Below are 26,979 nucleotides of genomic sequence, written 5' to 3'. Positions count from 1 at the left end.
AAAAAAAAGTTCATTGCTGAACTTTTTTTATCGTTTAATCATAATATTTATTTTCAAAAAGTTGTTTAATATTGTTATAATCGTTATTATAACCTAGAGCTAACATTAATTTTATTCTTGCTTTAGGTCCACTTAAATTAGAACCAAATATCACACCTAGTTGGCGTAACTTTTTACTGCCACCAATATATCCATAACTATCAGCAACTCTTCCTTTAGGGCATCTTGAAACTAATACAACTTTAATATCTGAATCAATTGCCTTTTTAATACTTGGAACCATCATTGGTGGAATATTTCCACGTCCTAATGCCTCAATGACAATTCCTTTTGCGCCTTTAGAGATACAATATTCAACTAAATCACCATCCATGCCTGCTACTACTTTGATTAAGTGAACATTATTTTCAATTTTATCAGTAGGAATATGGAGTGTAATTTGTGTAGAGTTTCGATAAAAAACAACTTTATCATTATCAACGATACCTAAAGGTCCAAATTCTAGGGATTTAAAAGTGTCTAAAGCCATGGTATGTGTTTTCATTACTTCATTACTTGCGTTTATATCACCATTCATTACAACCATAACACCTTTATTTCTAGCTTCGTTTGAAATAGCTGTTCTAATGGCAGCGACGAGATTTGATGGTCCATCATATCCAAGTTCAGAAACACTGCGCATAGCCCCAACTAAAACAATAGGTTTTGGTGTTTTGATGTTCAAATCTAAAAAATAAGCTGTTTCTTCTAATGTATCAGTTCCGTGGGTAATGACAATCCCATGAATATCTTCACGAGCAATATAGGATTGAACATGTTGAGATAATTCTAACATCGTATTTGGGGTAATAAAAGGTGATGGTATTGAAATATAATTATCAATCTCAACATCAGCAACAGAATCAATGTCTTTTACAAAAGAAATGATTTCATTTCCATCTAGAGAAGGAACCGCAGCTTTTATTTCTTCATCTATTTTCATAGAAATAGTTCCACCAGTAAATATAATAGCAACTTTTAAATTCATATAGTTCACCTCAATATAATTATTTTTATACAATACACATAAATAAAATACTATATTTTTAAAATAAATATTTTTTATTAATAATTATTATACCTCACTTAATTATCACATTGAAACAATAAAATGTAATAGAAGAAAAAGAAAGGGGACATAAAATAAATGAGAAAAATAATTTCATTGTTTATGATCATGTTTTTATTAGTTTTAGTAGGATGTAGTAATGATAGTGCGTCTAAAAGCACTACTACAGAGAGTGTTGATGAGTTGAATACGATTACTTTAAATGACAACCAATCGTTAGCTTTCTCAGCTTATTTATCAAGCGGTATTTTATCATCTATATCAGATGAACCTTCTATTAGTAATATAATGTTTAATCATACTAAAGTCAACAGTTTATTTTTATCTGAAACAACAACTGAGGATACAGAAACAAATGGAGATGATGTGTTAGGTGTTGAATCTGAATTAGATGAAGTTAATATCTATTTTGATAAATTAAAAGTATTTATGGATAATGGTGTGGATTCAACTTTAAGTATTCAAGAAGAAGAATCAACAAATGAAGCATATGATAAACAAATAACTTATACTATCGAAGGTGTTATCTATACGCTTTATTATTCATATATCAATGATGAAGATCAAGATGTAGAAGAAACAACGACAACAGAAGAAGAAACTACAACAACAGAGGAAACAACGACAACAGAAGAAGAAACTACAACAACAGAGGAAACAACAACAGAAGAAGAAACAACAACAGAAGAAGAAACTACAACAACAGAGGAAGAAACCTTTGAACATTTTCATATTATTGGTTTAATGGTAATTGATGGGGTTGAATATGAGTTAGAAGGATACAGTGTTTTAGAGGATGGAGAAGAAAAAATATTTTTTGAAACAGTAGATCGTGAGAATTCTAGTAATTATGTTAGAGTAAAAATTAAAAATGAAGAAGGTATGCAAAAGTTTGATCTTGTTTCAGTTATAGATAATGTTAAGAAAAGATCTAATGTTAAATTAATTCAAGAAGATAATGATGTTAAAGTACATATTAGATTATTTGATGGTGAAGAAACTAGTTTCTATCAATTTAAGAAGATTGTTGAAGATGATAAGACACTTTATATGTTAAATTATAATTTAGGTGATATTAAAGGTGTTATTAAGATATTTGTGACAACTGATGAAAATGGAGAAATAGTCTATCGCTATCAAATAAATGAAGGTGGTAAAAGTAAGCATATAGAAAAAGGTAAAGGAAAAAATAAAAATAAAGGAAAACATAAGAATACATCATTATAAATTATTAGGGACATCTAGAAGATGTCCCTTTTAAATATGTTATATACAAAATGTATAAATATAAGGAAAAAAATATCATCCCTATTGATTGAAGATATTATCATATCATTATAAATGCAAATTAACAATTTTTATTACATGATTTTGACATGATTTCAATTATTTTTTTATCAGTTTCATTCATGGCTTTATATCCAATTTCTCCAACATTTTTAATGGTTTGCTCAATATCATCACTGATTATTCCAGAGCAAGATTCAATTGAATGGTTATTCATTGCAAGCATTGAGGCTTGAAAAGCAGCATCAACACTTGAAGCAATTTTGCTTGCGCAGGAAGGTTTAGCACCATCACAAAATACACCAGAAATATTAGCTAAAATATTTTTAATAGTATCTTCAATTTGACGCTCGTTTGCGCCATCTAAGTAACTGATGCCACAAGCTGCACCTGTAGCTGCAACAACCACACCACAAAAAGCGGATAATCTTCCTAATTTTGTTTTAATATGGATTGCGATTAAATCTGACAAAATCAAAGCCCGATACAAGTCTTCATTTTTAGATTTTTTATATTCAGCATAAATAACTAAAGGAACAGAAGTAGTAATCCCTTGATTACCAGAGCCTGAATTAGTGACAACAGGCATAGTAGAACCACTCATCCTTGCATCACTTCCAGCCGCTGTGTAAGCAGTTGCTTTTCTAACAATATCATTTTCTTTCATGTATTTTAAAAGGGTAGAACCAACGTTTAATCCATAATCATGCATTAATCCTTTATTGGCAATTGCATAATTCATGTCCATTTGCATTTTTAACATAGGAATTAGTGGTTCTAAATCAATTTGAGTAGCAAATTCATAGATTTCTTTAATATTTAATAATTCTCTCGTTATTAAAGGCGTGTTGAAATCATCATCATCACATTTCGTAAAAGAATCGATTTGTCCATTTTTCTCAATTTTTACGATATTAGTATGTGTATGTTTTATTTCAACCGTTGCGTATTCATTATCTTTATATGCAGTTATTTCAACATATAATTTAATTGTAGTATCTTTAGTTTCTAAAATAGCGTAGTTTGTTTCTAATAAAGCTAACGTTTCCTCAATATGTTCATCGGTAACATCTTCTAAAACAGCTAATTTCTTTAAGGCATTACCTCCCACAGTCCCTAATACACCTGCTGCTAAAACACCTCGTAAAGAAGTGGTATGTGGTATAATTACCCCCATCGCGTTTTTTAACATATTACCACTAACGTTAATCTTTATTTTATCAGGTTTTTTACCTAATATATGCCTTGCCATCGCTGCACAATAGGCAATAGAAATTGGTTCTGTACAACCGATAGCTAAGACCAATTCTTCTTGTAAAATGCTTTTATAGTTTTCTTTAATAATTCGATTCAAATAATCACCACCTTTGTAACTAACACAATTATAACAAAGCGCTTACATAAAAGAAAGATAAATTTGAAATAATATTAATTTAGGATTAATGCTTAAGTAATAGTTGATGGATTACTTTATCAAAATAAATGAGTGAGAAATAGAAAAGTGGTTTAACACACCCTAAAATGTAAGCGTTTGTAAAAAATAAATAAATTCGCAAATTGTTGTTTACATTACCTATTAATAGGAGTATAATGCAAGAGATGAAACTAATATATAAATTAGGTGTATAATATGTTTGTAATTGAAGAGATTTATTTAGATAATATCGAGAAAAAAACAGATGTCGTAAATTTTCTAGATAAATTTAACTTAGAATATGAAAATGATATAGATTATTCCATTGCGGTTTATGACAACGGGAATATTATAGCCACGGCTTCTAAAGCAAAAAACGTTTTAAAGTGTTTTGCGATTTTAGATAACTATCAAGGGCTAGGGATAACAAACTCGCTTGTTAAAAATATTGAAGACCGTATGTTTAAGGAAGGTTTATATCATTTTTTTATTTTCACTCCGAGTTATAATCAAACCATTTTTACTAATTTCGGTTATCAAGAAATTATTACATCAAATGGTATTACCATATTAGAAAATGGGAATCAGAATATTAAAAACTTTTTAAGTAAATTGAAAGAAAATAATAATCTTACAGATTGCGAGAAAGCATGTATCATTATGAATGGTAATCCATTTACAAATGGGCATCTTTACTTAATAGAAGAAACAGCTCGTGAAAATGATTGCTTATTAGTATTTGTAGTAACAGAAAATAAATCTAGTTTTCCCTTTTCTACTCGAATGAGATTAATCAAAGAAGGAACTAAGCATATAAATAATGTAGTAGTATTAGAAACAGGTCCTTACTTAATTTCTAACGCTACTTTTCCAACGTATTTCTTAAAAAAGAATACGGACATTGTAACTTTACAAACCAAGATCGATTGTGAACTATTTGTTACATATTATAAATCAATATTTAATATTACAAAACGATATATAGGGACAGAGCCTTATTGTGAGGTAACGAGAACTTATAATGAAATGATGAAAAAAATATTACCTGAGAATGGGATTGATGTAATTGAAATTAATAGAAAAAAAGCTTTAGGTTATGCAATCAGTGCTTCAAAGGTAAGAAGATTAATTAAAAGCGGTGATATTTCACAGACAAAATCATTAGTCCCTAAAACGACTTATGACTATTTGACTTCAAAAGAAGCATTACCTATTATTTCACAGATAAAACAGAGTAAAGGTAGACATTAAAATGAATAAGATATTAGAAGCAAGAGATAATCGCGTCAGTTTAATTGAATCATTACTAAAAAAAGGAATTGTGATTTCATTAAGATGTAATTATCCCGGTAAAAATAAAAAGAATAGATATACAGATAAAGTCATCAATTATATGAATGAAGTGATAAAAGAAAGATTTAATGTCAGTGAATCTCAATATATTGATGAAGGTGAAGGACCAGTTTATCTTTATGTTTTAACTGATACACGTAGTAAAGGCGTGAAATTAAGTGCAATCGGTATTGAAAATCAGCATCTATTAGGTCGTCTAGTTGATATTGATGTTTATGATAAAACGATAAAAAGTTTATCACGTCATGATTTTCAAGTCCCTTCACGAAAGTGTTACCTTTGTGATGAAGAAGCAGTTAATTGCATCGTCCACAAAAGGCATTCATTAGAAACGTTAATTCATTTCTTTCATCAAACAGTAGATTTATATGAAAAACTACCTATAGATATAATTGAGTATACCAATCAAGCGATGTTATATGAATTGTTTACATATCCATCATTTGGACTGGTATCACCTTATTCAAGTGGTGCTCATCAAGACATGGACTATTTTACTTTTATTGATAGTATCTCAGTATTAAATAAGTATATGCTTCAATTTGCTTATTTAGCATATCAAGAGAAACAGATTGAAAAAATGCTTGATGAGGCGATTAATATAGGAAAAGTTTGTGAGAAGGAGATGTTTTGTAAAACTAAGGGAGTTAATACTCATAAAGGACTAATATTTGTCTTAGGCACCTTAGTTATGAGTTCTATAAAAATGTTTTATCATAATGATTCATTTGATAAGATATTTGAAAATTGCAGAATTATAACAAAAAATAAATTACATGAATTAAATCAAATTGATGATAATAAATTAAGTAATGGTGAAAAAGTATATTTAAAATATCAGAAGGAAGGAGTTAGAAAAGAAGCTAGTCTAGGATTCCCAATAATTCAAGAGGCGCTAAAATATTTGGACTTAGAAAATAAAGATTCACTAATAAAAACCTTAATTTATATCATGAGTTTATGTGAGGATACAACGATCATACATAGAAAAGGATTAGATGGTTTAGAATATGTTAAAAAGACCATGAATCATTTAATGAAGGAAGGATTTGATAATAAGTTATTGTTAAAAATTAATGATCAGTTTATAAAAGAAGGAATAAGCCCTGGTGGTTCAGCTGACTTACTATGTGGGACAATATTTCTTTCGTTAATTAAAAATAAAATGATAAAGAGGAGAGAAAAATGGCTGATAAAAAAACAATAGTAATCGGTGTGATTGGGTCTGATGTGCATGCTGTTGGAAATAAGATTATTGAATATGCCTTAACAAACGCTAATTTTAATGTCATCAATGTTGGTGTTTTATCTACACAAGAAGATTTTATTAATGCAGCGATAGAAACAAATGCAGATGGAATTTTAGTATCATCATTATATGGACATGGAGAACTTGATTGTCAAGGAATGAGAGAAAAATGTGATGAAGCAGGTCTTGATAATATCCTATTATATATTGGTGGGAATATTGTTGTTGGTAAACAAGATTTTAAAGAAGTAGAAGAACGATTTAAAAAATTAGGTTTTGATCGCGTTTATCCACCTGGAGTAAAAATTGAGACTGGAATAGAAGATTTAAAAATAGACTTAAATATTAAATAGAAGGTGATTTTTATGAATAATGCCTATCTATTAATTGATTTTGGCAGTACTTATACAAAATTAACATTAGTGGACATTGAAAAAGAAGAAATTATTGCAACGAGTAAATCAATAACAACTGTTGAAACAAATATCATGGAAGGTTTTGACAAAGCTTTTCATTTATTAAAACAGAAGTATGATGAGAATAAAATAAAAATTATCAAAAAACTAGCTTGTTCTTCTGCAGCTGGTGGTCTTAAAATGGTGACGATTGGTCTTGTTCCAGAATTGACTGTAGAAGCAGGTAAAAGAGCCGCATTAGGTGCAGGTGCACGTGTCTTAAAGACTTATAGTTATGAAATAACTAATGATGAAGTTAATGAAATTAAAAACATGAAAGTGGATATTATTTTACTATCAGGTGGAACTGATGGTGGAAATAAAAAAATAATTATTGAAAATGCGAAGAAAATTGCCGTTAATTTAAAACACATTCCTATTATTGTTGCAGGTAATAAATGTGCTTTAGATGAAGTAAGAACAATCTTTGATGAACATAATATTCATTATATAACTACTGAAAATGTCATGCCTAAATTAAATGAAATTAATGTAATCCCTGTACGTGAGAAAATTAGAGAAGTCTTCATGAAAAATATTATTAAATCAAAAGGAATGGATGGCGCAGAAGCTTTTATCGATGGTATATTAACACCAACACCTGCTGCAGTATTAAAAGCTAGCGAGATACTTTCTAAAGGAACCAATCGATTATCAGGAATTGGTGATTTAATAGTCGTTGATATCGGAGGTGCTACAACCGATGTTCATTCTTTAGCAGAAGGTTATCCATCTAAATCAGGAATTAATTTAAAGGGGTTACAAGAACCGTTTGCGAAAAGAACAGTTGAAGGAGATTTAGGGATGAGATATTCTGCACTTGCTTTATTAGAAGCAGGTGGTGAGAAAATGATAAAAGAATTTACATCAACAGAAGATATCTTGAAGAAATGTCGTTACCGACATGATAATATTGAATTCGTACCTCAAAATAAAGAAGACATTGATTTTGATGAGGCATTGGCGAAGGTTGCCACTAAACTAGCACTTAACAGGCATGTAGGATATATTGAAATTGCTTATACACCTTTAGGTGAAGTATTTAATCAATATGGTAAAGATTTATTAGAAGTTAACTATATCATAGGAACCGGTGGGGTTATTGTTCATAGTCACCATCCATTAGAGATATTAGAATTGGGGATGTTTTCAAAACAAGAGCCTACCTTATTAAAACCCAAAAATCCTGTTATAAAAGTTGATGAAAGTTATATTTTATCAGCAATGGGATTATTAGCATACGATTTACCAGATTGTGCTTTTCGAATAATGAAAAAATATATAATTGATAAATAGGAGGATTCGAAAATTGGAACTAGAGAATAAAAAACTCTCAATGGATGAGTTTCTTAAAACTAGAGAAGAAGTGTTGAAAACATGGAGTACCGGGGAACAAGCACGAGATTTAGATAGTAACATCGAATATGCTCGAAGTATTCCAAAACATAAAAATTTCGCTTTAAAATTAAAAAAGGCTAAACATAATCAAAAAACTTTAACTCAACCACGTGCTGGTGTTGCCTTAGTAGGGGCACATATTGATTTATTAAAGTATCTATCAGAAGAAGGGGAAGCTGATTTTTTACCATCAACCATTGATTCATATACACGTTTAAATCGTTATGAAAATTGTGAATTAGGGATTGAGGAATCAAGACGATTAGGACGTTCGATGTTAAATGGATTTCCTGTTGTTAATCATGGGGTAGCAGGTGCACGAAGAGTATTAGAGAGTTTAGATAAACCGCTGCAAGCAAGACATGGAACGCCTGATGCTCGTTTATTGTCTGAAATTATTCATGCCTCTGGTTGGACATCAAATGAAGGTGGAGGGATATCTTATAATATCCCGTATTCAAAAGATGTCCCATTAGAAAAAACAATTAAAGATTGGCAGTATTGTGATCGTTTAGCTGCTATCTATCAAGAAAATGGAGTTCCAATAAATCGTGAACCATTTGGACCACTTACTGGGACTTTAGTACCACCATCAATGTCAAATGCTGTTGCGATAATAGAAGCATTACTTGCTGCTGAACAGGGCGTTGTACATATTACAGTAGGTTATGGACAATGTGGTAATCAAATTCAAGATATCGCTGCCATTAAAGCTTTAGAACAGTTAACTGATAGTTATTTGAAAAAATTTGGTTATTATAATCGAGTAGTTACAACCGTTTTCCATCAATGGATGGGTGGATTTCCAAAAGATGAAGCAAAAGCCTATGCTGCGATTTCTAATGCATCTGTAACCGCTGCGTTTGCTAGAGTCACTAAAGTAATTGTAAAGACACCACATGAGGCATTTGGTATCCCTACTAAAGAAGCAAATGCTAATGGATTAAAATGTACGAAAATGGTGCTAAATTTATTAGCAGATCAAAAAATTTATATGTCTAAAAAATTAAAAGAACAAATTAATGTGATAAAAGCAGAAACTAATTGTATATTAGAAGCTGTATTTGAAGCAGGGAAAGGCGATCTAGCCAAAGGTGTTGTAGAGGCATTTAAAAGAGGTATTTTAGATATTCCATTTGCCCCAAGCAGACATACTAACAATAAAATACTTCCAGCTCGTGATTCATATGGAGCTGTTCGTTATTTAGATTTTGGAAATGTACCTCTAACTGATGAATTAAAAAGTTATAACCGCTATATGTTAGAAAAACGTGGAATTACCCAAAAACGACCGGTTGATTTCCAAATGACAGTTGATGATATTTTTGCTATCAGTGAAGGAAGACTCGTGGGAACCCCCGAGGATACTAAAAAGTAGGAGAGTATGTAAATGAAAATAGTTGATGTATTACTAAGTGAAGGAAGAACTGGATTTTATTTTGACGATCAACGTGCCATAAAAAAAGGAGCAAAACAAGACTTGTTTATTTATGAAGGGGATGTTGTTACACCTGGATTTTCTACAATTCGACAAGCAGGAGAATCTATCTCTGTGATGCTTGTTTTAGAAAATGGTGAAATAGCTTTTGGTGATTGTGCTGCTGTGCAATATTCTGGCGCTGGAGGAAGAGATCCTTTATTTTTAGCTGAAGATTTTATCCCATTTATAAAAGAACACATTTATCCACTTTTAATCAATCAAGAGTTAACTTCTTTTAAACAATTAGTAGAAACGGTTGACCAATTAGTAGTAGAAGGTAAACGAGTACATACTGCCATTCGCTATGGATTATCTCAAGCACTACTAGATGCTGTTGCTAAGGCACAACATATCACTATGGCTGAAGTTGTTCAAAAAGAATACCATATAGATTCATCAATTAGAAAAATCCCTGTTTTTGGACAATGTGGGGATGAACGTTATACAAATGTTGATAAAATGATAACTAAAAAGGTTGATGTGATGCCACATGCTTTAATCAATAATATTGAAAAGAAATTAGGTTATAAAGGTGAATTATTATTAAACTATGTGACATGGTTAAGAGACCGAATTATGACAAAACGAGCAGATGAAGATTATAACCCAGTATTACATATTGATGTATACGGTACAATTGGTACTATTTTTGATAATGATACAAAAAAAATGGCTGATTATATCGAAACCTTAGCGAATGCAGCACGTCCATTCAAGTTAAGAATAGAAGGGCCAATGGATGTTGAAAATAGAGAATTACAAATCGAAGCATTACATGATTTAAGAGAAGAAATTGATTCAAGAAATATTCCCGTTGAATTAGTTGCAGATGAATGGTGCAATACCTTAGAAGATATAAAATTATTTGCAGATAAAAAAGCTGGACATATGTTACAGATTAAAACCCCTGATTTAGGCGGTGTTAATAATATTGTTGAAGCCATTTTATACTGTAATGAAAAAAATATAGGGGCTTATGTTGGTGGAACTTGTAATGAAACAAATCGCTCAGCTGAGGTAACTACTAATGTTGCACTTGCTTGTTGTGCTGATCAAGTCTTAGCAAAACCAGGAATGGGATTTGATGAAGGATTCATGATTGTTACTAATGAAATGAATCGTGTCATAAAAATTGTTGAATATCATAATCGAATTAAAAAAGGATGATTAATATGGAACTTCTAAAACCATCTAAAGCAGGAACATATGAATCGAATGATATATATATTATGTTATTTCCTGGATACGAAGAAAATACAATAGAATTAGAAAGTATTGTTTATGAAACATTTGGTTCACAAATTAAAAAAGTGATATTAGACACCCTTAAAGAGTTTGGTGTTGAACATACATTAGTGAAGGCAATTGATAAAGGGGCATTAGATGTTACCATTCGTGCTAGGCTAATTACCGCTATTAAAAGAGGTGTGAATAATGGCTAATATCAGAAGAAGTATGTTGTTTATACCAGGAAATAATTCAGGGATGTTAATCAGCTCAGATGTATTTGATGCTGATAGTATCATCTTTGATTTAGAAGATAGTGTAGCGCTCGATGAAAAAGATTCAGCAAGAATACTTGTTAAAGAGGTTTTAAAAACGATTCATTTTAAAAGTGAAATTATTGTTAGAGTTAATCCATTTGATACACCATACTATGCATTAGATGTTGAGGAAATAAAGCAATCAAATATCGATTTGATTTTATTACCGAAGGCAACTGTTGAAAGTGTTATTGATTTAAGTAAACGATTAGAAGGTACAGAGATTGGAATTATGGTTCTAATTGAAACCGCTATGGGTGTTGAGCAAGTTTATAATATTTTAGACGCTAGCAATCGTTGCTATGGTTTAATGCTTGGTGGAGAAGATTTATGTGTTGATTTAAATTGTAAACGTACTAAATTGGGTCAAGAATTATTTTATGCAAGAGGTCGGGTTGTTAACGCTGCCCATGCTTTAAATAAATTTGTGATTGATACACCATTTACAGATATATATGATGAAAGTGGTCTAGAAAAAGATACTTTGTTCGCTAAAAGTCTTGGTTTTGATGGGAAGGCATCTATCAATCCACGCCAAATCGTATCAATTAACCAAGTTTTTAATCCAACGATTGATGAAATTAATCATGCAAAAAGGATTATAGAAGCAAAAGATCGTGCTTTAAAAGAAGGAAAAGGTGTTTTTTCACTTGATGGAAAAATGGTTGATTTACCAATCATCAAGCGAGCTGAAAAAATCATTGAAATGGCTTCGAAAATAGGATTAATAAAAGGAGTGTTATTATGAATATTTTAGGTTATAAAGATGATTATCAAATGTATAAAGAAGTTAGAAAAGAAAAAAATGAAGAAGTATTGAAACCATCAAAAAATAATCAATCGAAAGAAAAATACCGCAGAAACTTACAAGGATTATTAGATGAATTAGAGATTAAAGATGGGATGACCTTATCATTTCATCATCACTTACGTAATGGCGATTATGTTTTAAACATGGTGATGGAAGAAATTGTAAAACGTGGTGTTAAAGATATAACGATTTTTGCGAGTTCTATTTTTCCTTGTCATTCTCCATTAGTTGATTATATTGAAAAAGGAATTGTTACACAGATTATCGCTGCGTTTATTTCTGGACCTGTAGCAGAAGCGATAAGTCAAGGTAAAATGAAGAAAGTAGCGATTATGCATACCCATGGTGGACGCGTTCGTCTAGTTGAAAGTGGTGATGTATCTATTGATATCGCATTTATAGCTGCCCCAACCTGTGATGAAATCGGGAATTTGACAGGAAATGATGGGATAAGTGCTTGTGGATCGATGGGATATGCTGTAACTGATGCGCATTTTGCTAAAACAACTGTTGTAATTACTGATAATTTAATTGATAAATTAGATGATATAGAGGTAGAGGGAAAATATATTGATTATATAGTAAAAGTTGATTCAATTGGAGATTGTAAAGGGATTGTATCTGGAACAACTCAAATTACAAAAAATCCAATTGGATTAAAAATAGCTCGATTAACGACTGATGTGATTCATCATTCAGGATATTTTAAAAATGGCTTTTCTTTTCAGACAGGCGCTGGAGGGACAAGTTTAGCTGTTTCCTATTATTTAAAGCAACTAATGATAAAAGAAAATATAAAAGGTAGTTTTGCTTCTGGTGGAATCACTGGTTATATTGTTGATATGCTTGAAGCGAGATTATTTGATAAATTATATGATGTACAATGTTTTGATTTAGAAGCAATCCGTTCAATCCGTGAAAATGAAAATCATATACCTATTAGTGCTTCAAAATATGCAAATATCAATGATGATTGTATCGTAAATGATTTAGATTTTGTAATACTAGGGGCAACTGAAATCGATTTGAACTTTAACGTAAATGTAACAACTTCATCTACTGGAGAGATTATGGGTGGGTCTGGAGGTCATAGTGATACAGCAAATGGTGCTAAAGTAGCCATTATCGTATCCCAATTATTTAATTCTAGAATTCCAGTTATAAAGGATAAGGTTATCTGTAAAACCACTCCAGGAGAAACGATTGATGTATTAGTTACTGAGAGAGGAATTGCGGTTAACCCGAGACGAAAAGACTTAATTGAAAGATTCAAAAAAACTAATCTACCACTTAAAACGATTGAAGAGTTAAAAGCTATATCTGACTCACTAGTAGGTATCCCAAATCAGATTCATTTTACTGATAAAGTTGTGGGAGTTGTAGAATATCGAGATGGTAGTGTAATTGATTTTCTTTATCAAAAACAATAATATTATAGACTGTTAAGTGTTTCTTAACAGTTTTTTTATTTAGATGTGATAAGATTGGTATAATTAATGTATAGGTAGTGGAAAATAAGATGATAAAAGTAAAGTTTTAGTAGTTATATTTATTTTATTTTTAGTTATCTCAAATGAATAATTATCAAAAAATTGAATAATAAAAATACAGATTTGATGCTTTTTTAATCATCAAAGACACTAAAATAAAAACATATAACTTGAAAATTATCATTTTTGTGTTAAAATAATTATAATATATTATTAGTGAATAAAAAAATTGTGTTTAATGATGTATATAAATAGAGAACCATCTTTCTTAAGTTAAAGGAGGGATTTTATGACGAAAATTCACAACATATTTATTGAAGAAATTCTCACCACGATAAAGAAAATAAAAAAATTATTAGATGGAAAAACATTTGCTGATTTTAAAAGTAATTATCATTTAGTAGATGATGTCATTCGGTATTTAAATATTATTGGTGAGGCGAGCAAGCATATTCCAGAGGAAATTAAAGTAGAATATAACGAAATTCCATGGGCAACTTTACTTGATTTAAGGAATATTTTAAATAATCCAGAACATATAGACCTTGTTTGGAATATTGCAACTGTGAAGTTAATAGAAATAAAACCTGATTTAAAAAATGCTGTAAATTAAATAAGAATCCTCATATACAGGGTATATGAGGATTTTTATTTACAATAATTGAATGAAATAAATTAATTCACATAAGAGTAAAAAAATACCCAAAATGGGTATTTTAGTATATTTATAGGCTCTTACTTCCTGGGACATAATTTGCATGAATATCTTTTAGCATTTCAATTCTTTCTTCAGCTAACTTAGTTGCTGCCTCTTGTGTATTGATTTTATTTTTTTTAGCATAAGTAAAGATTCTTAATAAACGATCATAGATTTTTTCAACTTTTAATAATGCTTCTTCTCGATTATATGGTGGGAAAAATTCTTGATAAACATTAATTAATCCAGCGCCATTAATTACAAAATCAGGAGCGTAAACAATATCACGATTCATTAACATATCACCATGTATATTTTCATCAAGTAAAACATTATTAGCGCCACCTGCAACCACTTCACATTTTAATTGTGGAATAGTATCATCATTTAATATAGCACCAATTGAGTTAGGTGAGAAAATATCGCAATCAACTGAATAAATTTCATTTATTCCAACAGCTTGTGCACCAAATTCAGTGACAACTTTATTGATTTTTTCTTGTGAAATATCAGTGACAATTAATTTTGCCCCTTCATCATGTAGATGTTTACATAAATTATAACCTACAGCACCTAAACCTTGAACAGCTATAACTTTATCTTTTAAACTGTTAGATCCCCATTTTTCATAAGCAGCTGCTTTAACGCCCCAGTAAACACCATAAGCAGTTACAGGAGAAGGGTTACCAGACATATCAGCACGTCCATTAATGTAATCTGATTCCATAACCATGTAGTCACAGTCATGTTCATTAATGTTCATGTCTTCACCAGTATAAAATCTTCCGTTAAGAGATTGAACATAACGACCATAAGCGCGTAAATATCCCTCTGATTTTACTTTATTAGGGTCACCTAATAGAACAGTCTTTCCACCACCACAATTACATTCTGCAGCTGCACATTTGTAAGTCATACCGCGAGAAAGTCTAGTAACATCAAATAATGCTGCTTCTTCATTTTCATAATTCCATAATCTTGTTCCCCCAATTGCTGGACCAATTGTTGTGTCATGAATTCCAGTAATTCCTTTTAAACCAGTTTTTTTGTCATGAAAAAAGATAATTTGTTCATGACCGTATTTTTCCATGTAATCAAAAACTCCCATTTTTATCCCTCCGATTAAATTATTATTATATTAATAGGTTTTTGGTTCTTCTTCTTTATATAATACTCTTAGTGCACCTTGAGCTAATGATAGTAATTCATTCTCTCCAGGATATACTAAAACTTCAGACAAGAATGAAATACGTTCTAATATTTTATTAACTAAATATTTTTCATTAGCTAATCCACCAGTTAAGACAATATAATCGATATCACCTTTTAATACAGTACAACATGCTCCAATTTCTTTGGAAATTTGATAAGCCATTGCTTCATAAATTAATTTGGCTTTCTCATCACCTTGTTTGATTTGCTTAACCACTTCAACTGCATTATTAGTACCTAAATAAGCAACTAAACCACCCTTACCATAATTCATTGATTTAATTTCCTTTAATGTGTATTTATTTGAAAAACACATTTTATATAGAGGTCCTAAAGGAACCGTTCCACTTCTTTCTGGACTCATAGGTCCATCGCCATCCAAAGCATTGTTAACATCAACAATATGTCCTTTTTTATGTGCACCAACACTAATTCCGCCGCCTAAATGAGCGACAATTAAGTTTAATGACTCGTATTTTTTATTCTTATCTTTCGCTACTTCTCTAGCGATTGCTTTTTGATTTAAGGCATGAAATAGACTTGGTCTTTCAATGCATGGCATTCCAGATATACGCGCAATGTCTTCCATCTCATCAACAGATACTGGGTCAACAATAAAAGCAGGGATTAAAGCATCATCTGCGATATCTTTTGCGATTAGTGCTCCAAGGTTAGAAGCATGTTCACCACGTTTAGCCTCTGTTAAATCTTTTATCATTTCATCATTTACTAAATAAGTTCCACCTTTTATTGGTTTTAATAATCCCCCTCGTCCACAAACTGCATCTAAATCAGAAATTTGGTAATTATGGTTATTTAACTCTTTTACAATTAAATTTTTACGAAACTCAAATTGACTAGCCACATTCTCAAATTGTTGAATTTCTTCTGTTGAGTGACTGATTTTACTTTCAAAAACAGTTGTTTCATCATTAAACAATGCTATTTTGGTTGAGGTTGAACCAGGATTAATGACTAGTACATATTTACCCAAAATAATTCCCCCTTAATTTTGCATAAGTACACTTAATGCGATTGAATTTAATTTAGTTTCATGACTGTCAGCACGTGATGTTAAGACTATTGGTGCTTTGGCACCCATAATAATTCCTGCGCTTTTTACATTTTCACAACCGAACATCCAACCCTTATATAAAGCATTTGCAACTTCAATATATGGAACGATTAAAATATCTGCATTACCTGCAACAGGATTTTTAATGTTCTTCGTTTTTGCAGATTCCTTATCTAAAGCTAAATCAATTGCTAAAGGTCCACATATGTCACAATGAACAATTTCTAATTTTTCCTGCATTTGTTCAATTTCATGACATTTTACAGAAGAAGGCATTTTTGGATTCACTTTTTCAATGGCGCTAATACAAGCTACTTTAGGTCGGCTAATACTAAGTGCTCTTGCTAAATTTACGGCATTAATCGTAATTTTCTTTAATTGATCAACACTTGGATCAATATTCATCGCTCCATCACTTAAGAAGAGTAACCGATCAAATTTAGGTAGTTGCATGACCATTACATGGCTGATAATATTATCAGTTCGTAGACCTACTTCTTTATCAAGCACTTTTTTCATAATGATTGCAGTGTCTACTAAACCTTTCATAACGACATCAGCTTGTCCTGAAGAAACAGCTTTTACAGCTTCTAAACAAGCTTGTTCTTTATCAGTGATATTAATTATTTGACATTGATTCAGTGAAAAGTTTATTTCTTCTGCGATTGAATGAATTTTTAACTCATCACCAAACAAAATAAAATCACATAAGTTTAAATTAACTGCTTCCTCTACAGCATGTAAAACTTCATGATCTTCTGGACAAGCTAATGCAATCGTTTTATTAGGTCTATTTTGAGCGACCATAATGATTTCTTTTAATGTTTTCATACTTAACACCTCCCCTTAGAAAACGCTTTCAACACTATTATACTATAAAATTTGAATATATAAATAAGATTTAGACATTTTTTTTAAAAAAATGAAAATTCTATGATAAAACCTTCAGAAATAAGTATATAGTTAATAAAACACATTAATTGACATAGATATAAACAATTAATATAATTAAATTAAATACAATAATGTTTGGAGGAATGGGATGAGAAATGAAGCGGTTGTTTTAAATCAAATTATAAATTTTGCCAAAACAGAGGATAGGATAAGAGGGGTTATTATGAATGGATCCCGTGTTAATAAGAATGCACCTGTTGATGTTTTTCAGGATTATGATGTCATTATGGTCACAAATGATAGTTCCTATTATCTGGATAATCAAGATTGGATGAAGCCGTTTGGTGAAACCGCAATCATTCAACATAATATTAATACAGATTATTCACATATTTATTTAATGTTGTTTAAAGATTTAGTACGTATAGATATGACATTTTATCAAGTTGATTTTTTAGATGAATTAGAAGAGGATAGTTTAAGTCTAGTATTATTAGATAAGGACAATACTTTGCTTAAATTTTTACCACCAAATGATTCATCTTATTTCGTAAAAAAACCAACTAAAGCTGAATTTGATGAAACAATTAATGAGTTTTTTTGGTGTTTAAACAATGTGGCTAAAGGTATATATCGTGAGGAATTAGTATATGTTAAATTTATGTATGAGTGGGTTGTTAAAAAACCACTTATAAAAATGATTTCTTGGTATATTGGTCTTGAGTATGGTTTTAAAGTTAATCCTGGTAAATTTGGAAAATGGGTAAAAAAATATTTACCTGAAGATATGTATCTTTTATTAAAAGACACTTATTCAGGGAATGATTATAATGAAATTTGGGAATCAATATTTAAAGCCTGTGAACTGATGAGAAAAGTAGGGAATCCTGTAGCTGAAGCTTTAAATTATGATTATCCAATAAATGATGATAAAAATACAGTAGAGTATTTATATCAGGTAAGAGAAATGGATAAAGTAAAAAAATATAAATAAAAAAACGCAAATCTGCGTTTTAACAAGCAATTTATTTATTTTTATTTATGTTTTCTTTATAGATATCACTAAAATCAAATAGTTCACGTATATCTAATTCAAGTGTTTTAGCAATTCGATAGGCTTTCCGGATAGATATATTTTTTTCTGCTCTTTCAATTTGTCCGATATAGGTTCTATGTAGTCCACTTTGTAAACCTAATTCTTCTTGTGATAATCCCTTTCCCATTCGAAGTAGTCTTAATTTTTTACCAAATAGTTCATTAATTTCCGTATCTTTTTTCATCATATCACCACCATTTGACATAAAAATACTATTTATCAATTGGATTTTCTACAGACTATAAGTAGCATTTCCTTTAAAGTATATAATTTTTACTTGTAGTAAATGGATTAAGGACTTATAATAATATAGGTGATAAAAAATGATTATTGGGATTGGTACTGACTTATTAGAGATAGAAAGACTAAAAAAAGGTTCTCATAAGAACCTTGTTAAACGCATATTAACCGATAAAGAAATAGAAATTTATGATGGTTATAAAAATGAAAAACGTAAAATACAGTTTCTAGCAGGACGTTTCGCTGCTAAAGAAGCCTATTCAAAAGCATTAGGTACTGGTATTGGTCTAATAACTTTTAAAGATATTGAGGTTTTAAATGACGCTTGTGGAAAACCTTATATTCAAATAGAGAATGATACAAGGATTCATTTATCGATTACCCATACAGATAATTATGCACAGGCTTTTGTTGTGTTAGAAAATAAATGATATTATTTAACTTAATATAAAAAAAGGAGGCTTTTGATGTTAATCAAAGCCTCTTTAATTTAGTCCTCTGTAGGAGCAAATAGTAAACCAAGATTAATTAAGCCTGTAATTCCTACAAGAGTATATATTGTACGTGATAATATAGAACCTTGTCCATTGAATAGCCATGCTACTAAATCAAATTCGAATAAACCAATTAAACCCCAATTGATTGCTCCGATGATCGTAACAATAAGTGCTATTTTTTGTAGGATTGTTACACTCATATAGCGCCTCCTAAATATATTTTTCAGTAATATTATCTGTTTTCGTAATAATTTTATACATTATAGAATAATTGTGTATTTTTTGACATAATATTAATTGAAAAGTTTTGCGAGGTGGATTATATGAAAAAAATTATATCAGTTATTTTAATTATAGTAATAGTTTTTATACTTGGGTCATGTGGTGAGAAATCTCAAGGAGATATTGTCAAATCTCTCGGAGAAAAAATGGAAAAAATTGATAAATTTGAAGTGGATGCTGTCATGGAAATAAAAGAGATGAACAAATCTCATTTATTTGATGTCAATATAAAATATAAAGAACCTAGTTTCTTTAAAGTGACATTAAAAAACCGTGATAGTAATAATGTGCAAATTGTCTTAAAAAATGAAAAGGGCGTATTTGTATTAACACCAGCTTTAAATAAAAGTTTTAAATTTCAAAGTGATTGGCCACTTAATAGTTCTCAACCATATTTATTCCAATCATTAGTAAAAGATATAATAAATGATGAGAACGTTGTTGTCGCTGAACAAAATGGAGATTATGTATTTGAAACGAAAGTTAAGTATCGTCGATCAAGTGAATTAACAAGTCAAAAAATAGTTATTGATGGAAAAACTTTATTCCCTAAAGAAGTTATTGTATTTGATTCAAGCAATAATGAAAAAATAAATGTTTTATTTGAAGATGTCAATTATAAACCTAAATTTAATGAAGATGAATTTAAAGTAGATTATAGTATGAATCAAGCGATTAGTACTTACAAAGATGATTTACCAACTTTTGATGAAAGAACAATCATGTATCCAACTGGTTTAATTGATGGCACAACATTAAAACAAGAAACAGTTAAAGAAATTATTACAGGTAAAAGAGCAATCATGACATTTGAAGGAACTGCTCCATTTACAGTTGTTGAAGAATATTTAACAACTGATGAAGAGTTAGGTGCTTCAGAAATCATTTATGGTGATCCTGTATTAATTTGTAGCGGTATCGCATTCCAAACAGATACTACATTACTATGGCATGATAATGGTATTGAGTTTCTGATTATATCTGAACATTTAGACCCTGATCAAATGTATAGTGTAGCAAATTCTTTTATGGCAGATGCCAAAAAATAGTAGTAGTGAATATTAAGTTCCACAAATAGTGGAGCTTTTTATTTATATTCATATATTTATTTAATTTACTACTTTTTAAATATCCATGTGCATAAAATGAAGTGGTGATACTATGAATAAAAGATTAAAGAAAATAAAATTGAATCCTGTTCGTTATTATAGTCGATTAATTAAAGATGACCCCAAAGGGATTGATTTAACGATGGGTGAAGGACATTTTGATAGTCCTTTTAATGCTAAGTTAAAAGCATATGAAGCTTTATTAACAAATGATACTAAATATGGTCCTATTGAAGGTGATGAAAAACTACGAAAAACCCTAATTGAAAAGTATTATCCAACGTATCAGGCAGATAAAGAAATTATTATTACTAATGGTTGTACACAGGCATTGTTTAGTGTATTATTATCAATCATTACATCAAGTGAGGATGAAATTATTATAATTGCCCCTTATTATCCAGCTTATCTTAAATTAATTGATTTACTTGGTGGGAAAGCAATTATTATTGATAGTGGTAAGTACCAATTTAAAGTTAATCCTGAAGTATTAGAAGAAGTGATTACTGAAAAAACAAAAGCAATCATTATTAATGAACCTAATAATCCAACGGGTGTGACGTATACAAAAGCAGAAAAAGATTCGCTTTTAACATTATTTAAATCTAAGAGTTACTATATTATTGTTGATGAAATTTATAAACAATATACAACTAAAGATTTTGTTTCCTTTTCAGAACTTATAAATAACGATGATTTGAAAAAAAGATTTTTCTTTATTAATGGATTATCTAAATCGCATATGATGACAGGATATCGTATTGGATATGTAGTATGTGATGAATTAATGAATCGTGAACTAAGAAAAATCAATTATTTATCTGTAAGTTGTATTTCAACTATCATGCAAAAAGCAGCGCTTGGGGCATTAGAAGAAGAATGTTTTGTACAGTTTGTTAGAAAATATTATTTAAATAATTTAAATACATTACTTGATTCTTTAAAATTTTTGAAGATAAAGTATGTTGAAGCCACATGTGGTTATTATGTTTTTATTGATGTTAGTCCTTATCAGGTGACGGGAGTGGAATTTTGTCAATATTTTATTAAAAATTATCATGTGGCTTTAGTCCCAGGGATATTATTTGGAGATTCTTATGGAAATTATATTCGAGTTTCTTGTTGTAAGGATATAAAAGATATTATAAGATTTATTAACTGCCTAACTGAGTTTGTTGAATCGAACAAGAAAGTTTAAATATAACTGAATAATTAAAATCATTATTTTTTTTATCAAATCACTTAACAAAAGATAAATTATATGCTATAATTACTTTGTAATATTACGAGAAGTAGTATTACAGCAAAAATATTATTTTGCACCCCCATATACCCTTTTCATAATAACCCCTAATATGGGTCGTGGGAGACTACGACCCCCCATTAAATTGGGTTTTAAGATAAGTAAAATTTTATAATGTAACTCTTAGTTGGATATCAATCAGTTGGATGCCAACTTTTTTTTATTTTAAAATTTGTAAAAATATGTTAAAATATTTACATATATTAATTTAGGAGGTCATCATGACAGAGTTAAATTTTATTCATGAATTAATCATAAGAATCGCAAATGATTTAAAGATTAAAATAGATCAAGTAACAAAGGTATTAGAATTATTGTCTGATAATAATACGGTGCCTTTTATTGCTCGATATCGTAAAGAAGTAACAGGGGCTTTAAATGAAGAACAAATTCGTGAAATTAGTAAAGAATATGAATATCAACAAAATTTATTAAAAAGAAAAGATGATGTCATTCGTTTAATTTCTGAAAAAGGGAAATTAACAGATGAACTTAAAAATAAAATTTTAGTATGTGATAAATTATCAGATATTGAAGATTTATATAGACCATATAAAGAAAAGAAAAAGACTAGAGCAACAGATGCTATTGCGAAAGGGTTAGAACCATTAGCACAGTTTTTATTGAGCTTTCCAAAAGATGCTGATGTATTAGAAGAAGCGAGTAAATATTTAGATGAAGAAAAAGGAGTAAATGAAACTTCACAAGCATTACAAGGTGCACAAGATATTATCGCTGAAATGGTTTCTGACAATGCTGATATTAGAAAGTTTACTAAAGGTGTCTTTGTTAAAGAAGGACAATTAACAACCAAAGTTAAAGATGAATCATTAGATGAAAGAAAAGTTTATGAAATGTATTATGATTATCATGAACCAATTAATAAAATTGTTTCACATAGGATATTAGCAGTTAATCGTGGTGATAATGAAAAAATCATTCGTGTCTCAATTGATGAACCAAAAGATAAAATAATGAATTTTATCTACAACCGGATGATTGTTAATGATCAATCTGTAACTACATCATATGTATTGGCAGCTTGTGATGATGGTTATAAACGACTAATTAAACCTTCGATTGAACGTGAAATCAGATCTGAATTAAAAGAAAAAGCAGAAGGACAAGCGATTAATATATTTTCAGAAAATTTAAGGAATCTATTGTTACAACCACCGATGAAAGGGAAGATGGTATTAGGTGTTGACCCAGCGTATCGTACGGGTTGTAAATTTGCAGTTGTGGATGAAACAGGAAAGATGTTAACTAAAGGGGTCATTTATCCACATGAAAAATATAAAGGTGAAAAAATTCATGATAATCGTGTTAAAGAAGCGCAGGATTTAATTAGTAAATGTATAAATGATTATCAGATTGAAATCGTTGCTATTGGGAATGGGACAGCTTCACGAGAAACTGAGGAGTTTATTGTGAATGTTTTAAGTAACCTTAAGCGTGATGTTTCATATATTATAGTTAGTGAAGCGGGAGCATCAGTTTATTCTGCTTCAGAGTTAGCTAGAAAAGAGTTTCCAGATTTAAATGTAGAAGAACGCTCAGCTATATCAATTGCTAGAAGATTGCAAGATCCGTTATCAGAACTTGTTAAAATTGATACTAAATCGATTGGTGTAGGACAATATCAACATGATGTTACACAAAGTAAATTAAAAGATTCATTAAACTTTGTGGTTGAAACAACGGTTAACCATGTTGGTGTTAATGTAAATACTGCATCAGAAGCATTGTTAAAACATGTTTCAGGTTGTAATGCAACTGTAGCGAAAAATATTGTAAAGTATCGCGATGATAGTGGTAAGTTTACAAACCGTAAAGAATTAATTAAAGTGCCTCGTTTTGGTGCTAAATCTTATGAACAAGCGATTGGGTTTTTAAGAATTGTTGATGGAAATCAACCTCTAGATAAAACTGGAATTCATCCAGAAAATTATGATAATGCGTTATTAATTTTAAAACATTTAGGGTGTGAGTTAACTGATTTAGGAACTGACAAGTTAGTTGATGCGATTAATCAAGCGGATAAGGCTCAAATCATGCATATTACTAATTTAGGTGAGCATACTTTAAATGATATATTAGATGCCTTTATTGCACCTAATCGTGATCCTCGTGATGAATTGGCTAAACCTTTATTAAGAAAAGGAATTAAAAAATTAGAGGATTTACAAATCGGTATGGAGTTACAAGGAACTGTTCGAAACGTAGTTGATTTTGGTGCGTTTGTTGATTGCGGAGTTAAAGAAGGTGGATTAGTCCATATATCAAAAATGAGTAATGCATTTGTTAAACATCCTATGGATGTAGTGAATGTTGGGGATATTGTTACTGTGTATGTAGAAAATATTGATTTACTTCGTAGACGTTTAGCATTAACAATGATTAAACCAGAATAGAAGTATTTGTAAAATTATAAAAATTGATGATTACTTCTTGACAAGAATTAATGGATGGTGTATTATAAAATGGCGTTTTGAAGTAGTGGAGTAATACTCAAGTGGCTGAAGAGGTGCCCCTGCTAAGGGTATAGGTCGGGCAACCGGCGCGAGGGTTCAAATCCCTCTTACTCCGCCATTTTATTTTTTACATGCCGACTTAGCTCAATAGGTAGAGCAACTGACTTGTAATCAGTAGGTTATGGGTTCAATTCCTATAGTCGGCACCATTTTTTTGGAGAGGTAGCGAAGTGGCTAAACGCGGCAGACTGTAAATCTGCTCCCAACGGGTTCGGCGGTTCGAAACCGTCCCTCTCCACCATTATTGGGCTATAGCCAAGCGGTAAGGCAACGGACTTTGACTCCGTCACTCGCTGGTTCGAATCCAGCTAGCCCAGCCATTTTGCGAGCGTAGTTTAATGGTAGAACCTCAGCCTTCCAAGCTGACTGTGAGGGTTCGATTCCCTTCGCTCGCTCCAAAAATAATACCATGGAAAATTTTGGAGAAACTTATTGACATAATTTTTTTACGTGGTATAATTTTTCATGTTCTATGTGATTTTGATCTTTGAAAACTAGACAGAACGTTGAATAAACGAACAAGTTAAAACCTTTGAGTACAGAATCAAAAAAACCAATGAAATTAATTATATTAATTAATAAATTATTTGGAGAGTTTGATCCTGGCTCAGGACGAACGCTGGCGGCATGCCTAATACATGCAAGTCGAACGAACACTTTTAGTGTTAGTGGCGAACGGGTGAGTAACACGTAAGTAACCAACCTATGAGACGAGGATAACTACTGGAAACGGTAGCTAATACTGGATAGGATATAGGATCAATGATCTTATATTTAAAGATGCCTTAAAGCATCACTGATAGATGGGCTTGCGGCGCATTAGCTAGTTGGTAGGGTAAAGGCTACCAAGGCGACGATGCGTAGCCGACCTGAGAGGGTGAACGGCCACACTGGGACTGAGACACGGCCCAGACTCCTACGGGAGGCAGCAGTAGGGAATCTTCGGCAATGGACGAAAGTCTGACCGAGCAATGCCGCGTGAGTGAAGAAGGTCTTCGGATTGTAAAGCTCTGTTATTAGGGAAGAAAGAACTTAGCAGGAAATGGCTAAGAAGTGACGGTACCTAATGAGAAAGCCACGGCTAACTACGTGCCAGCAGCCGCGGTAATACGTAGGTGGCGAGCGTTGTCCGGAATTATTGGGCGTAAAGCGTGCGTAGGCGGTCTATTAAGTCTGATTTGAAAGCCCATGGCTTAACCATGGAGGGTGATTGGAAACTGGTAGACTTGAGTACAGGAGAGGAAGGTGGAATTCCACGTGTAGCGGTGAAATGCGTAGATATGTGGAGGAACACCGGTGGCGAAGGCGGCCTTCTGGCCTGTGTCTGACGCTGAGGCACGAAAGCGTGGGTAGCAAACAGGATTAGATACCCTGGTAGTCCACGCCGTAAACGATGAGTACTAAGTGTCGGGGAGACCTCGGTGCTGAAGTTAACGCATTAAGTACTCCGCCTGGGAAGTACGGTCGCAAGACTGAAACTCAAAGGAATTGACGGGGACCCGCACAAGCGGTGGAGCATGTGGTTTAATTCGACGCAACGCGAAGAACCTTACCAGGCCTTGACATCCCAATGACCGGTATAGAGATATACCTTTCCTTTTGGACATTGGAGACAGGTGGTGCATGGTTGTCGTCAGCTCGTGTCGTGAGATGTTGGGTTAAGTCCCGCAACGAGCGCAACCCTTGTTGTTAGTTGCTAACATTAAGTTGAGGACTCTAACGAGACTGCCAGTGACAAACTGGAGGAAGGTGGGGATGACGTCAAATCATCATGCCCCTTATGGCTGGGCTACACACGTGCTACAATGGTTAGAACAAAGAGAAGCGAAGCGGAGACGTGAAGCAAACCTCAAAAAACTAATCTCAGTTCAGATTGTAGTCTGCAACTCGACTACATGAAGTCGGAATCGCTAGTAATCGCGAATCAGCATGTCGCGGTGAATACGTTCCCGGGTCTTGTACACACCGCCCGTCACACCATGAGAGTTTGTAACACCCGAAGCCGGTGGCCTAACCTATTTATAGGAGGGAGCCGTCTAAGGTGGGACAGATGATTGGGGTGAAGTCGTAACAAGGTATCCCTACGGGAACGTGGGGATGGATCACCTCCTTTCTAAGGAGAAAGAATAAAAAGAAAAAGCACACAAAGGTTTAACTTGAATCAAAAGTTCTGTTTAGTTTTGAGAGATGAAACTCTCAAAAGAAGCCCTAATAGGATGGGCCTGTAGCTCAGATGGTTAGAGCGCACGCCTGATAAGCGTGAGGTCGATAGTTCGATTCTATTCAGGCCCACCATAAAAAAGCGTGTAGATAAAAAAAGTGGGGCCTTAGCTTAGCTGGGAGAGCGCCTGCCTTGCACGCAGGAGGTCAGGGGTTCGAATCCCTAGGCTCCACCAAAGACTTTTTAATAAAATGTCAAAGACATTTCCTAAATTCCAATATGGAAAAATT

The 26,979-nt window shown here is 31.6% G+C and carries 23 protein-coding genes, 7 tRNA genes and 1 rRNA gene; 24 read left to right on the top strand and 7 right to left on the bottom strand.

All coding sequences use genetic code 11. The features are described from left to right. Positions 1 to 34: 34 nt before the first annotated feature. Positions 35 to 1,027: an asparaginase gene (locus KHQ81_10510; GenBank protein QVK17284.1), complete on the bottom strand. Its 993-nt coding sequence runs from the start codon at positions 1,025 to 1,027 to the stop codon at positions 35 to 37. Positions 1,028 to 1,186: 159 nt separating this feature from the next. Here KHQ81_10510 and KHQ81_10505 point away from each other — a divergent pair, with 159 nt between their 5' ends. Continuing rightward, positions 1,187 to 2,335, top strand: coding sequence for a hypothetical protein (locus KHQ81_10505; GenBank protein QVK17283.1), 1,149 nt, complete (start codon positions 1,187 to 1,189; stop codon positions 2,333 to 2,335). Between the two features lie 121 nt (positions 2,336 to 2,456). Here KHQ81_10505 and KHQ81_10500 read toward each other — a convergent pair whose 3' ends face one another. Beyond that, complete coding sequence (locus KHQ81_10500; protein QVK17282.1) at positions 2,457 to 3,749, bottom strand: serine dehydratase subunit alpha family protein; 1,293 nt, start codon at positions 3,747 to 3,749, stop codon at positions 2,457 to 2,459. Between the two features lie 276 nt (positions 3,750 to 4,025). Between KHQ81_10500 and citC the strand changes: the two genes are divergently transcribed. From citC to KHQ81_10450, 10 genes are all read left to right on the top strand, one after another. Next, positions 4,026 to 5,060, top strand: a complete 1,035-nt coding sequence (citC, locus tag KHQ81_10495) for a [citrate (pro-3S)-lyase] ligase (protein QVK17281.1) — start codon at positions 4,026 to 4,028, stop codon at positions 5,058 to 5,060. A gap of 1 nt (position 5,061) precedes the next feature. After that, entirely contained in the window at positions 5,062 to 6,369 is a 1,308-nt protein-coding gene (citX, locus tag KHQ81_10490; GenBank protein QVK17280.1) for a citrate lyase holo-[acyl-carrier protein] synthase, read from the top strand. Further along, entirely contained in the window at positions 6,348 to 6,764 is a 417-nt protein-coding gene (locus KHQ81_10485; GenBank protein QVK17279.1) for a methylaspartate mutase subunit S, read from the top strand. Before citX ends, KHQ81_10485 begins: the two co-directional genes overlap by 22 nt. Positions 6,765 to 6,776: 12 nt before the next feature. Beyond that, entirely contained in the window at positions 6,777 to 8,162 is a 1,386-nt protein-coding gene (locus KHQ81_10480) for a glutamate mutase L (protein QVK17278.1), read from the top strand. Positions 8,163 to 8,175: 13 nt separating this feature from the next. Continuing rightward, a complete protein-coding gene (locus KHQ81_10475; GenBank protein ID QVK17277.1) occupies positions 8,176 to 9,642 on the top strand; it encodes a methylaspartate mutase subunit E in 1,467 nt (488 codons plus the stop codon). Positions 9,643 to 9,654: 12 nt separating this feature from the next. Continuing rightward, positions 9,655 to 10,911, top strand: coding sequence for a methylaspartate ammonia-lyase (locus tag KHQ81_10470; GenBank protein ID QVK17276.1), 1,257 nt, complete (start codon positions 9,655 to 9,657; stop codon positions 10,909 to 10,911). Between the two features lie 5 nt (positions 10,912 to 10,916). Beyond that, positions 10,917 to 11,186, top strand: a complete 270-nt coding sequence (gene citD / locus KHQ81_10465) for a citrate lyase acyl carrier protein (GenBank protein ID QVK17275.1) — start codon at positions 10,917 to 10,919, stop codon at positions 11,184 to 11,186. Then, positions 11,179 to 12,036 carry an HpcH/HpaI aldolase/citrate lyase family protein gene (locus KHQ81_10460; GenBank protein ID QVK17274.1) on the top strand — a complete coding sequence of 286 codons (858 nt, stop codon included), beginning with the start codon at positions 11,179 to 11,181 and terminating at the stop codon, positions 12,034 to 12,036. The genes citD and KHQ81_10460 overlap by 8 nt, the downstream gene beginning before the upstream one ends. A 29-nt stretch (positions 12,037 to 12,065) precedes the next feature. Beyond that, positions 12,066 to 13,529, top strand: coding sequence for a citrate lyase subunit alpha (citF, locus tag KHQ81_10455; protein ID QVK19619.1), 1,464 nt, complete (start codon positions 12,066 to 12,068; stop codon positions 13,527 to 13,529). 349 nt (positions 13,530 to 13,878) lie between these two features. Beyond that, positions 13,879 to 14,202 carry a DUF86 domain-containing protein gene (locus tag KHQ81_10450; GenBank protein ID QVK17273.1) on the top strand — a complete coding sequence of 108 codons (324 nt, stop codon included), beginning with the start codon at positions 13,879 to 13,881 and terminating at the stop codon, positions 14,200 to 14,202. Between the two features lie 112 nt (positions 14,203 to 14,314). Here the strand turns inward: KHQ81_10450 and KHQ81_10445 are convergent, their stop codons facing one another. From KHQ81_10445 to KHQ81_10435, 3 genes are read right to left on the bottom strand one after another with little or no spacing between them, the layout of a single operon-like run. Beyond that, a complete protein-coding gene (locus tag KHQ81_10445; protein QVK17272.1) occupies positions 14,315 to 15,394 on the bottom strand; it encodes a Glu/Leu/Phe/Val dehydrogenase in 1,080 nt (359 codons plus the stop codon). Positions 15,395 to 15,424: 30 nt separating this feature from the next. Beyond that, positions 15,425 to 16,492: a butyrate kinase gene (gene buk / locus KHQ81_10440; GenBank protein ID QVK17271.1), complete on the bottom strand. Its 1,068-nt coding sequence runs from the start codon at positions 16,490 to 16,492 to the stop codon at positions 15,425 to 15,427. Positions 16,493 to 16,504: 12 nt separating this feature from the next. Next, entirely contained in the window at positions 16,505 to 17,404 is a 900-nt protein-coding gene (locus KHQ81_10435; protein ID QVK17270.1) for a bifunctional enoyl-CoA hydratase/phosphate acetyltransferase, read from the bottom strand. A 211-nt stretch (positions 17,405 to 17,615) separates the two neighbouring features. On the opposite strand from KHQ81_10435, the gene KHQ81_10430 reads away from it, so the two are divergent. Beyond that, the gene (locus KHQ81_10430) at positions 17,616 to 18,461 is read left to right on the top strand and encodes an aminoglycoside 6-adenylyltransferase (GenBank protein ID QVK17269.1); all 846 of its coding nucleotides are present in this window, start codon (positions 17,616 to 17,618) and stop codon (positions 18,459 to 18,461) included. A 31-nt stretch (positions 18,462 to 18,492) separates the two neighbouring features. On the opposite strand, the gene KHQ81_10425 is transcribed toward KHQ81_10430, so the two are convergent. Continuing rightward, positions 18,493 to 18,747 (bottom strand): helix-turn-helix transcriptional regulator, encoded by a 255-nt coding sequence (locus KHQ81_10425; protein ID QVK17268.1) that lies wholly within the window; start codon positions 18,745 to 18,747, stop codon positions 18,493 to 18,495. Positions 18,748 to 18,886: 139 nt separating this feature from the next. Here KHQ81_10425 and acpS point away from each other — a divergent pair, with 139 nt between their 5' ends. Then, complete coding sequence (gene acpS / locus KHQ81_10420; protein ID QVK17267.1) at positions 18,887 to 19,234, top strand: holo-ACP synthase; 348 nt, start codon at positions 18,887 to 18,889, stop codon at positions 19,232 to 19,234. Between the two features lie 59 nt (positions 19,235 to 19,293). Here acpS and KHQ81_10415 read toward each other — a convergent pair whose 3' ends face one another. Beyond that, positions 19,294 to 19,500 (bottom strand): DUF378 domain-containing protein, encoded by a 207-nt coding sequence (locus KHQ81_10415; protein ID QVK17266.1) that lies wholly within the window; start codon positions 19,498 to 19,500, stop codon positions 19,294 to 19,296. 123 nt (positions 19,501 to 19,623) lie between these two features. Between KHQ81_10415 and KHQ81_10410 the strand changes: the two genes are divergently transcribed. The 11 genes from KHQ81_10410 to KHQ81_10360 all read left to right on the top strand — a co-directional run bounded on the left by KHQ81_10410 (position 19,624) and on the right by KHQ81_10360 (position 26,924). Beyond that, on the top strand, positions 19,624 to 20,631 hold the full coding sequence (locus KHQ81_10410; GenBank protein ID QVK17265.1) for an outer membrane lipoprotein carrier protein LolA: 1,008 nt from the start codon (positions 19,624 to 19,626) through the stop codon (positions 20,629 to 20,631). A 112-nt stretch (positions 20,632 to 20,743) separates the two neighbouring features. After that, on the top strand, positions 20,744 to 21,889 hold the full coding sequence (locus tag KHQ81_10405) for a pyridoxal phosphate-dependent aminotransferase (protein ID QVK17264.1): 1,146 nt from the start codon (positions 20,744 to 20,746) through the stop codon (positions 21,887 to 21,889). Positions 21,890 to 22,215: 326 nt separating this feature from the next. Then, a complete protein-coding gene (locus tag KHQ81_10400; protein ID QVK17263.1) occupies positions 22,216 to 24,408 on the top strand; it encodes an RNA-binding transcriptional accessory protein in 2,193 nt (730 codons plus the stop codon). Positions 24,409 to 24,495: 87 nt separating this feature from the next. Continuing rightward, positions 24,496 to 24,586 (top strand) — tRNA-Ser (locus tag KHQ81_10395). 15 nt (positions 24,587 to 24,601) lie between these two features. Continuing rightward, positions 24,602 to 24,677 (top strand) — tRNA-Thr (locus KHQ81_10390). Positions 24,678 to 24,684: 7 nt separating this feature from the next. Next, a tRNA-Tyr gene (locus tag KHQ81_10385) sits at positions 24,685 to 24,769 on the top strand. 4 nt (positions 24,770 to 24,773) lie between these two features. Next, positions 24,774 to 24,848, top strand: a tRNA-Gln gene (locus tag KHQ81_10380). A 4-nt stretch (positions 24,849 to 24,852) separates the two neighbouring features. Then, positions 24,853 to 24,926: transfer RNA gene (locus KHQ81_10375), tRNA-Gly, on the top strand. A gap of 186 nt (positions 24,927 to 25,112) precedes the next feature. Continuing rightward, positions 25,113 to 26,641, top strand: a 16S ribosomal RNA gene (locus KHQ81_10370). A 105-nt stretch (positions 26,642 to 26,746) separates the two neighbouring features. Beyond that, positions 26,747 to 26,823: transfer RNA gene (locus KHQ81_10365), tRNA-Ile, on the top strand. A 26-nt stretch (positions 26,824 to 26,849) separates the two neighbouring features. Then, positions 26,850 to 26,924, top strand: a tRNA-Ala gene (locus tag KHQ81_10360). Positions 26,925 to 26,979: the final 55 nt, after the last annotated feature.

It is taken from the genome of Mycoplasmatota bacterium, assembly GCA_018394295.1.
GTDB lineage: Bacteria > Bacillota_I > Bacilli_A > Haloplasmatales > Haloplasmataceae > JAENYC01.
This window is presented reverse-complemented; position numbering and strand designations above follow the sequence as displayed.

Coding starts and splice junctions, on each gene's coding strand:
- citC (QVK17281.1), top strand. CDS start 4,026: ATGTTTGTAATTGAAGAGATTTATTTAGATAATATCGAGAAAAAAACA.
- citD (QVK17275.1), top strand. CDS start 10,917: ATGGAACTTCTAAAACCATCTAAAGCAGGAACATATGAATCGAATGAT.
- KHQ81_10450 (QVK17273.1), top strand. CDS start 13,879: ATGACGAAAATTCACAACATATTTATTGAAGAAATTCTCACCACGATA.
- KHQ81_10505 (QVK17283.1), top strand. CDS start 1,187: ATGAGAAAAATAATTTCATTGTTTATGATCATGTTTTTATTAGTTTTA.
- KHQ81_10485 (QVK17279.1), top strand. CDS start 6,348: ATGGCTGATAAAAAAACAATAGTAATCGGTGTGATTGGGTCTGATGTG.
- KHQ81_10445 (QVK17272.1), bottom strand. CDS start 15,394: ATGGGAGTTTTTGATTACATGGAAAAATACGGTCATGAACAAATTATC.
- KHQ81_10415 (QVK17266.1), bottom strand. CDS start 19,500: ATGAGTGTAACAATCCTACAAAAAATAGCACTTATTGTTACGATCATC.
- KHQ81_10470 (QVK17276.1), top strand. CDS start 9,655: ATGAAAATAGTTGATGTATTACTAAGTGAAGGAAGAACTGGATTTTAT.
- KHQ81_10410 (QVK17265.1), top strand. CDS start 19,624: ATGAAAAAAATTATATCAGTTATTTTAATTATAGTAATAGTTTTTATA.
- KHQ81_10405 (QVK17264.1), top strand. CDS start 20,744: ATGAATAAAAGATTAAAGAAAATAAAATTGAATCCTGTTCGTTATTAT.
- KHQ81_10460 (QVK17274.1), top strand. CDS start 11,179: ATGGCTAATATCAGAAGAAGTATGTTGTTTATACCAGGAAATAATTCA.
- acpS (QVK17267.1), top strand. CDS start 18,887: ATGATTATTGGGATTGGTACTGACTTATTAGAGATAGAAAGACTAAAA.
- citF (QVK19619.1), top strand. CDS start 12,066: ATGTATAAAGAAGTTAGAAAAGAAAAAAATGAAGAAGTATTGAAACCA.
- KHQ81_10480 (QVK17278.1), top strand. CDS start 6,777: ATGAATAATGCCTATCTATTAATTGATTTTGGCAGTACTTATACAAAA.
- KHQ81_10400 (QVK17263.1), top strand. CDS start 22,216: ATGACAGAGTTAAATTTTATTCATGAATTAATCATAAGAATCGCAAAT.
- KHQ81_10510 (QVK17284.1), bottom strand. CDS start 1,027: ATGAATTTAAAAGTTGCTATTATATTTACTGGTGGAACTATTTCTATG.
- citX (QVK17280.1), top strand. CDS start 5,062: ATGAATAAGATATTAGAAGCAAGAGATAATCGCGTCAGTTTAATTGAA.
- KHQ81_10425 (QVK17268.1), bottom strand. CDS start 18,747: ATGAAAAAAGATACGGAAATTAATGAACTATTTGGTAAAAAATTAAGA.
- KHQ81_10435 (QVK17270.1), bottom strand. CDS start 17,404: ATGAAAACATTAAAAGAAATCATTATGGTCGCTCAAAATAGACCTAAT.
- KHQ81_10430 (QVK17269.1), top strand. CDS start 17,616: ATGAGAAATGAAGCGGTTGTTTTAAATCAAATTATAAATTTTGCCAAA.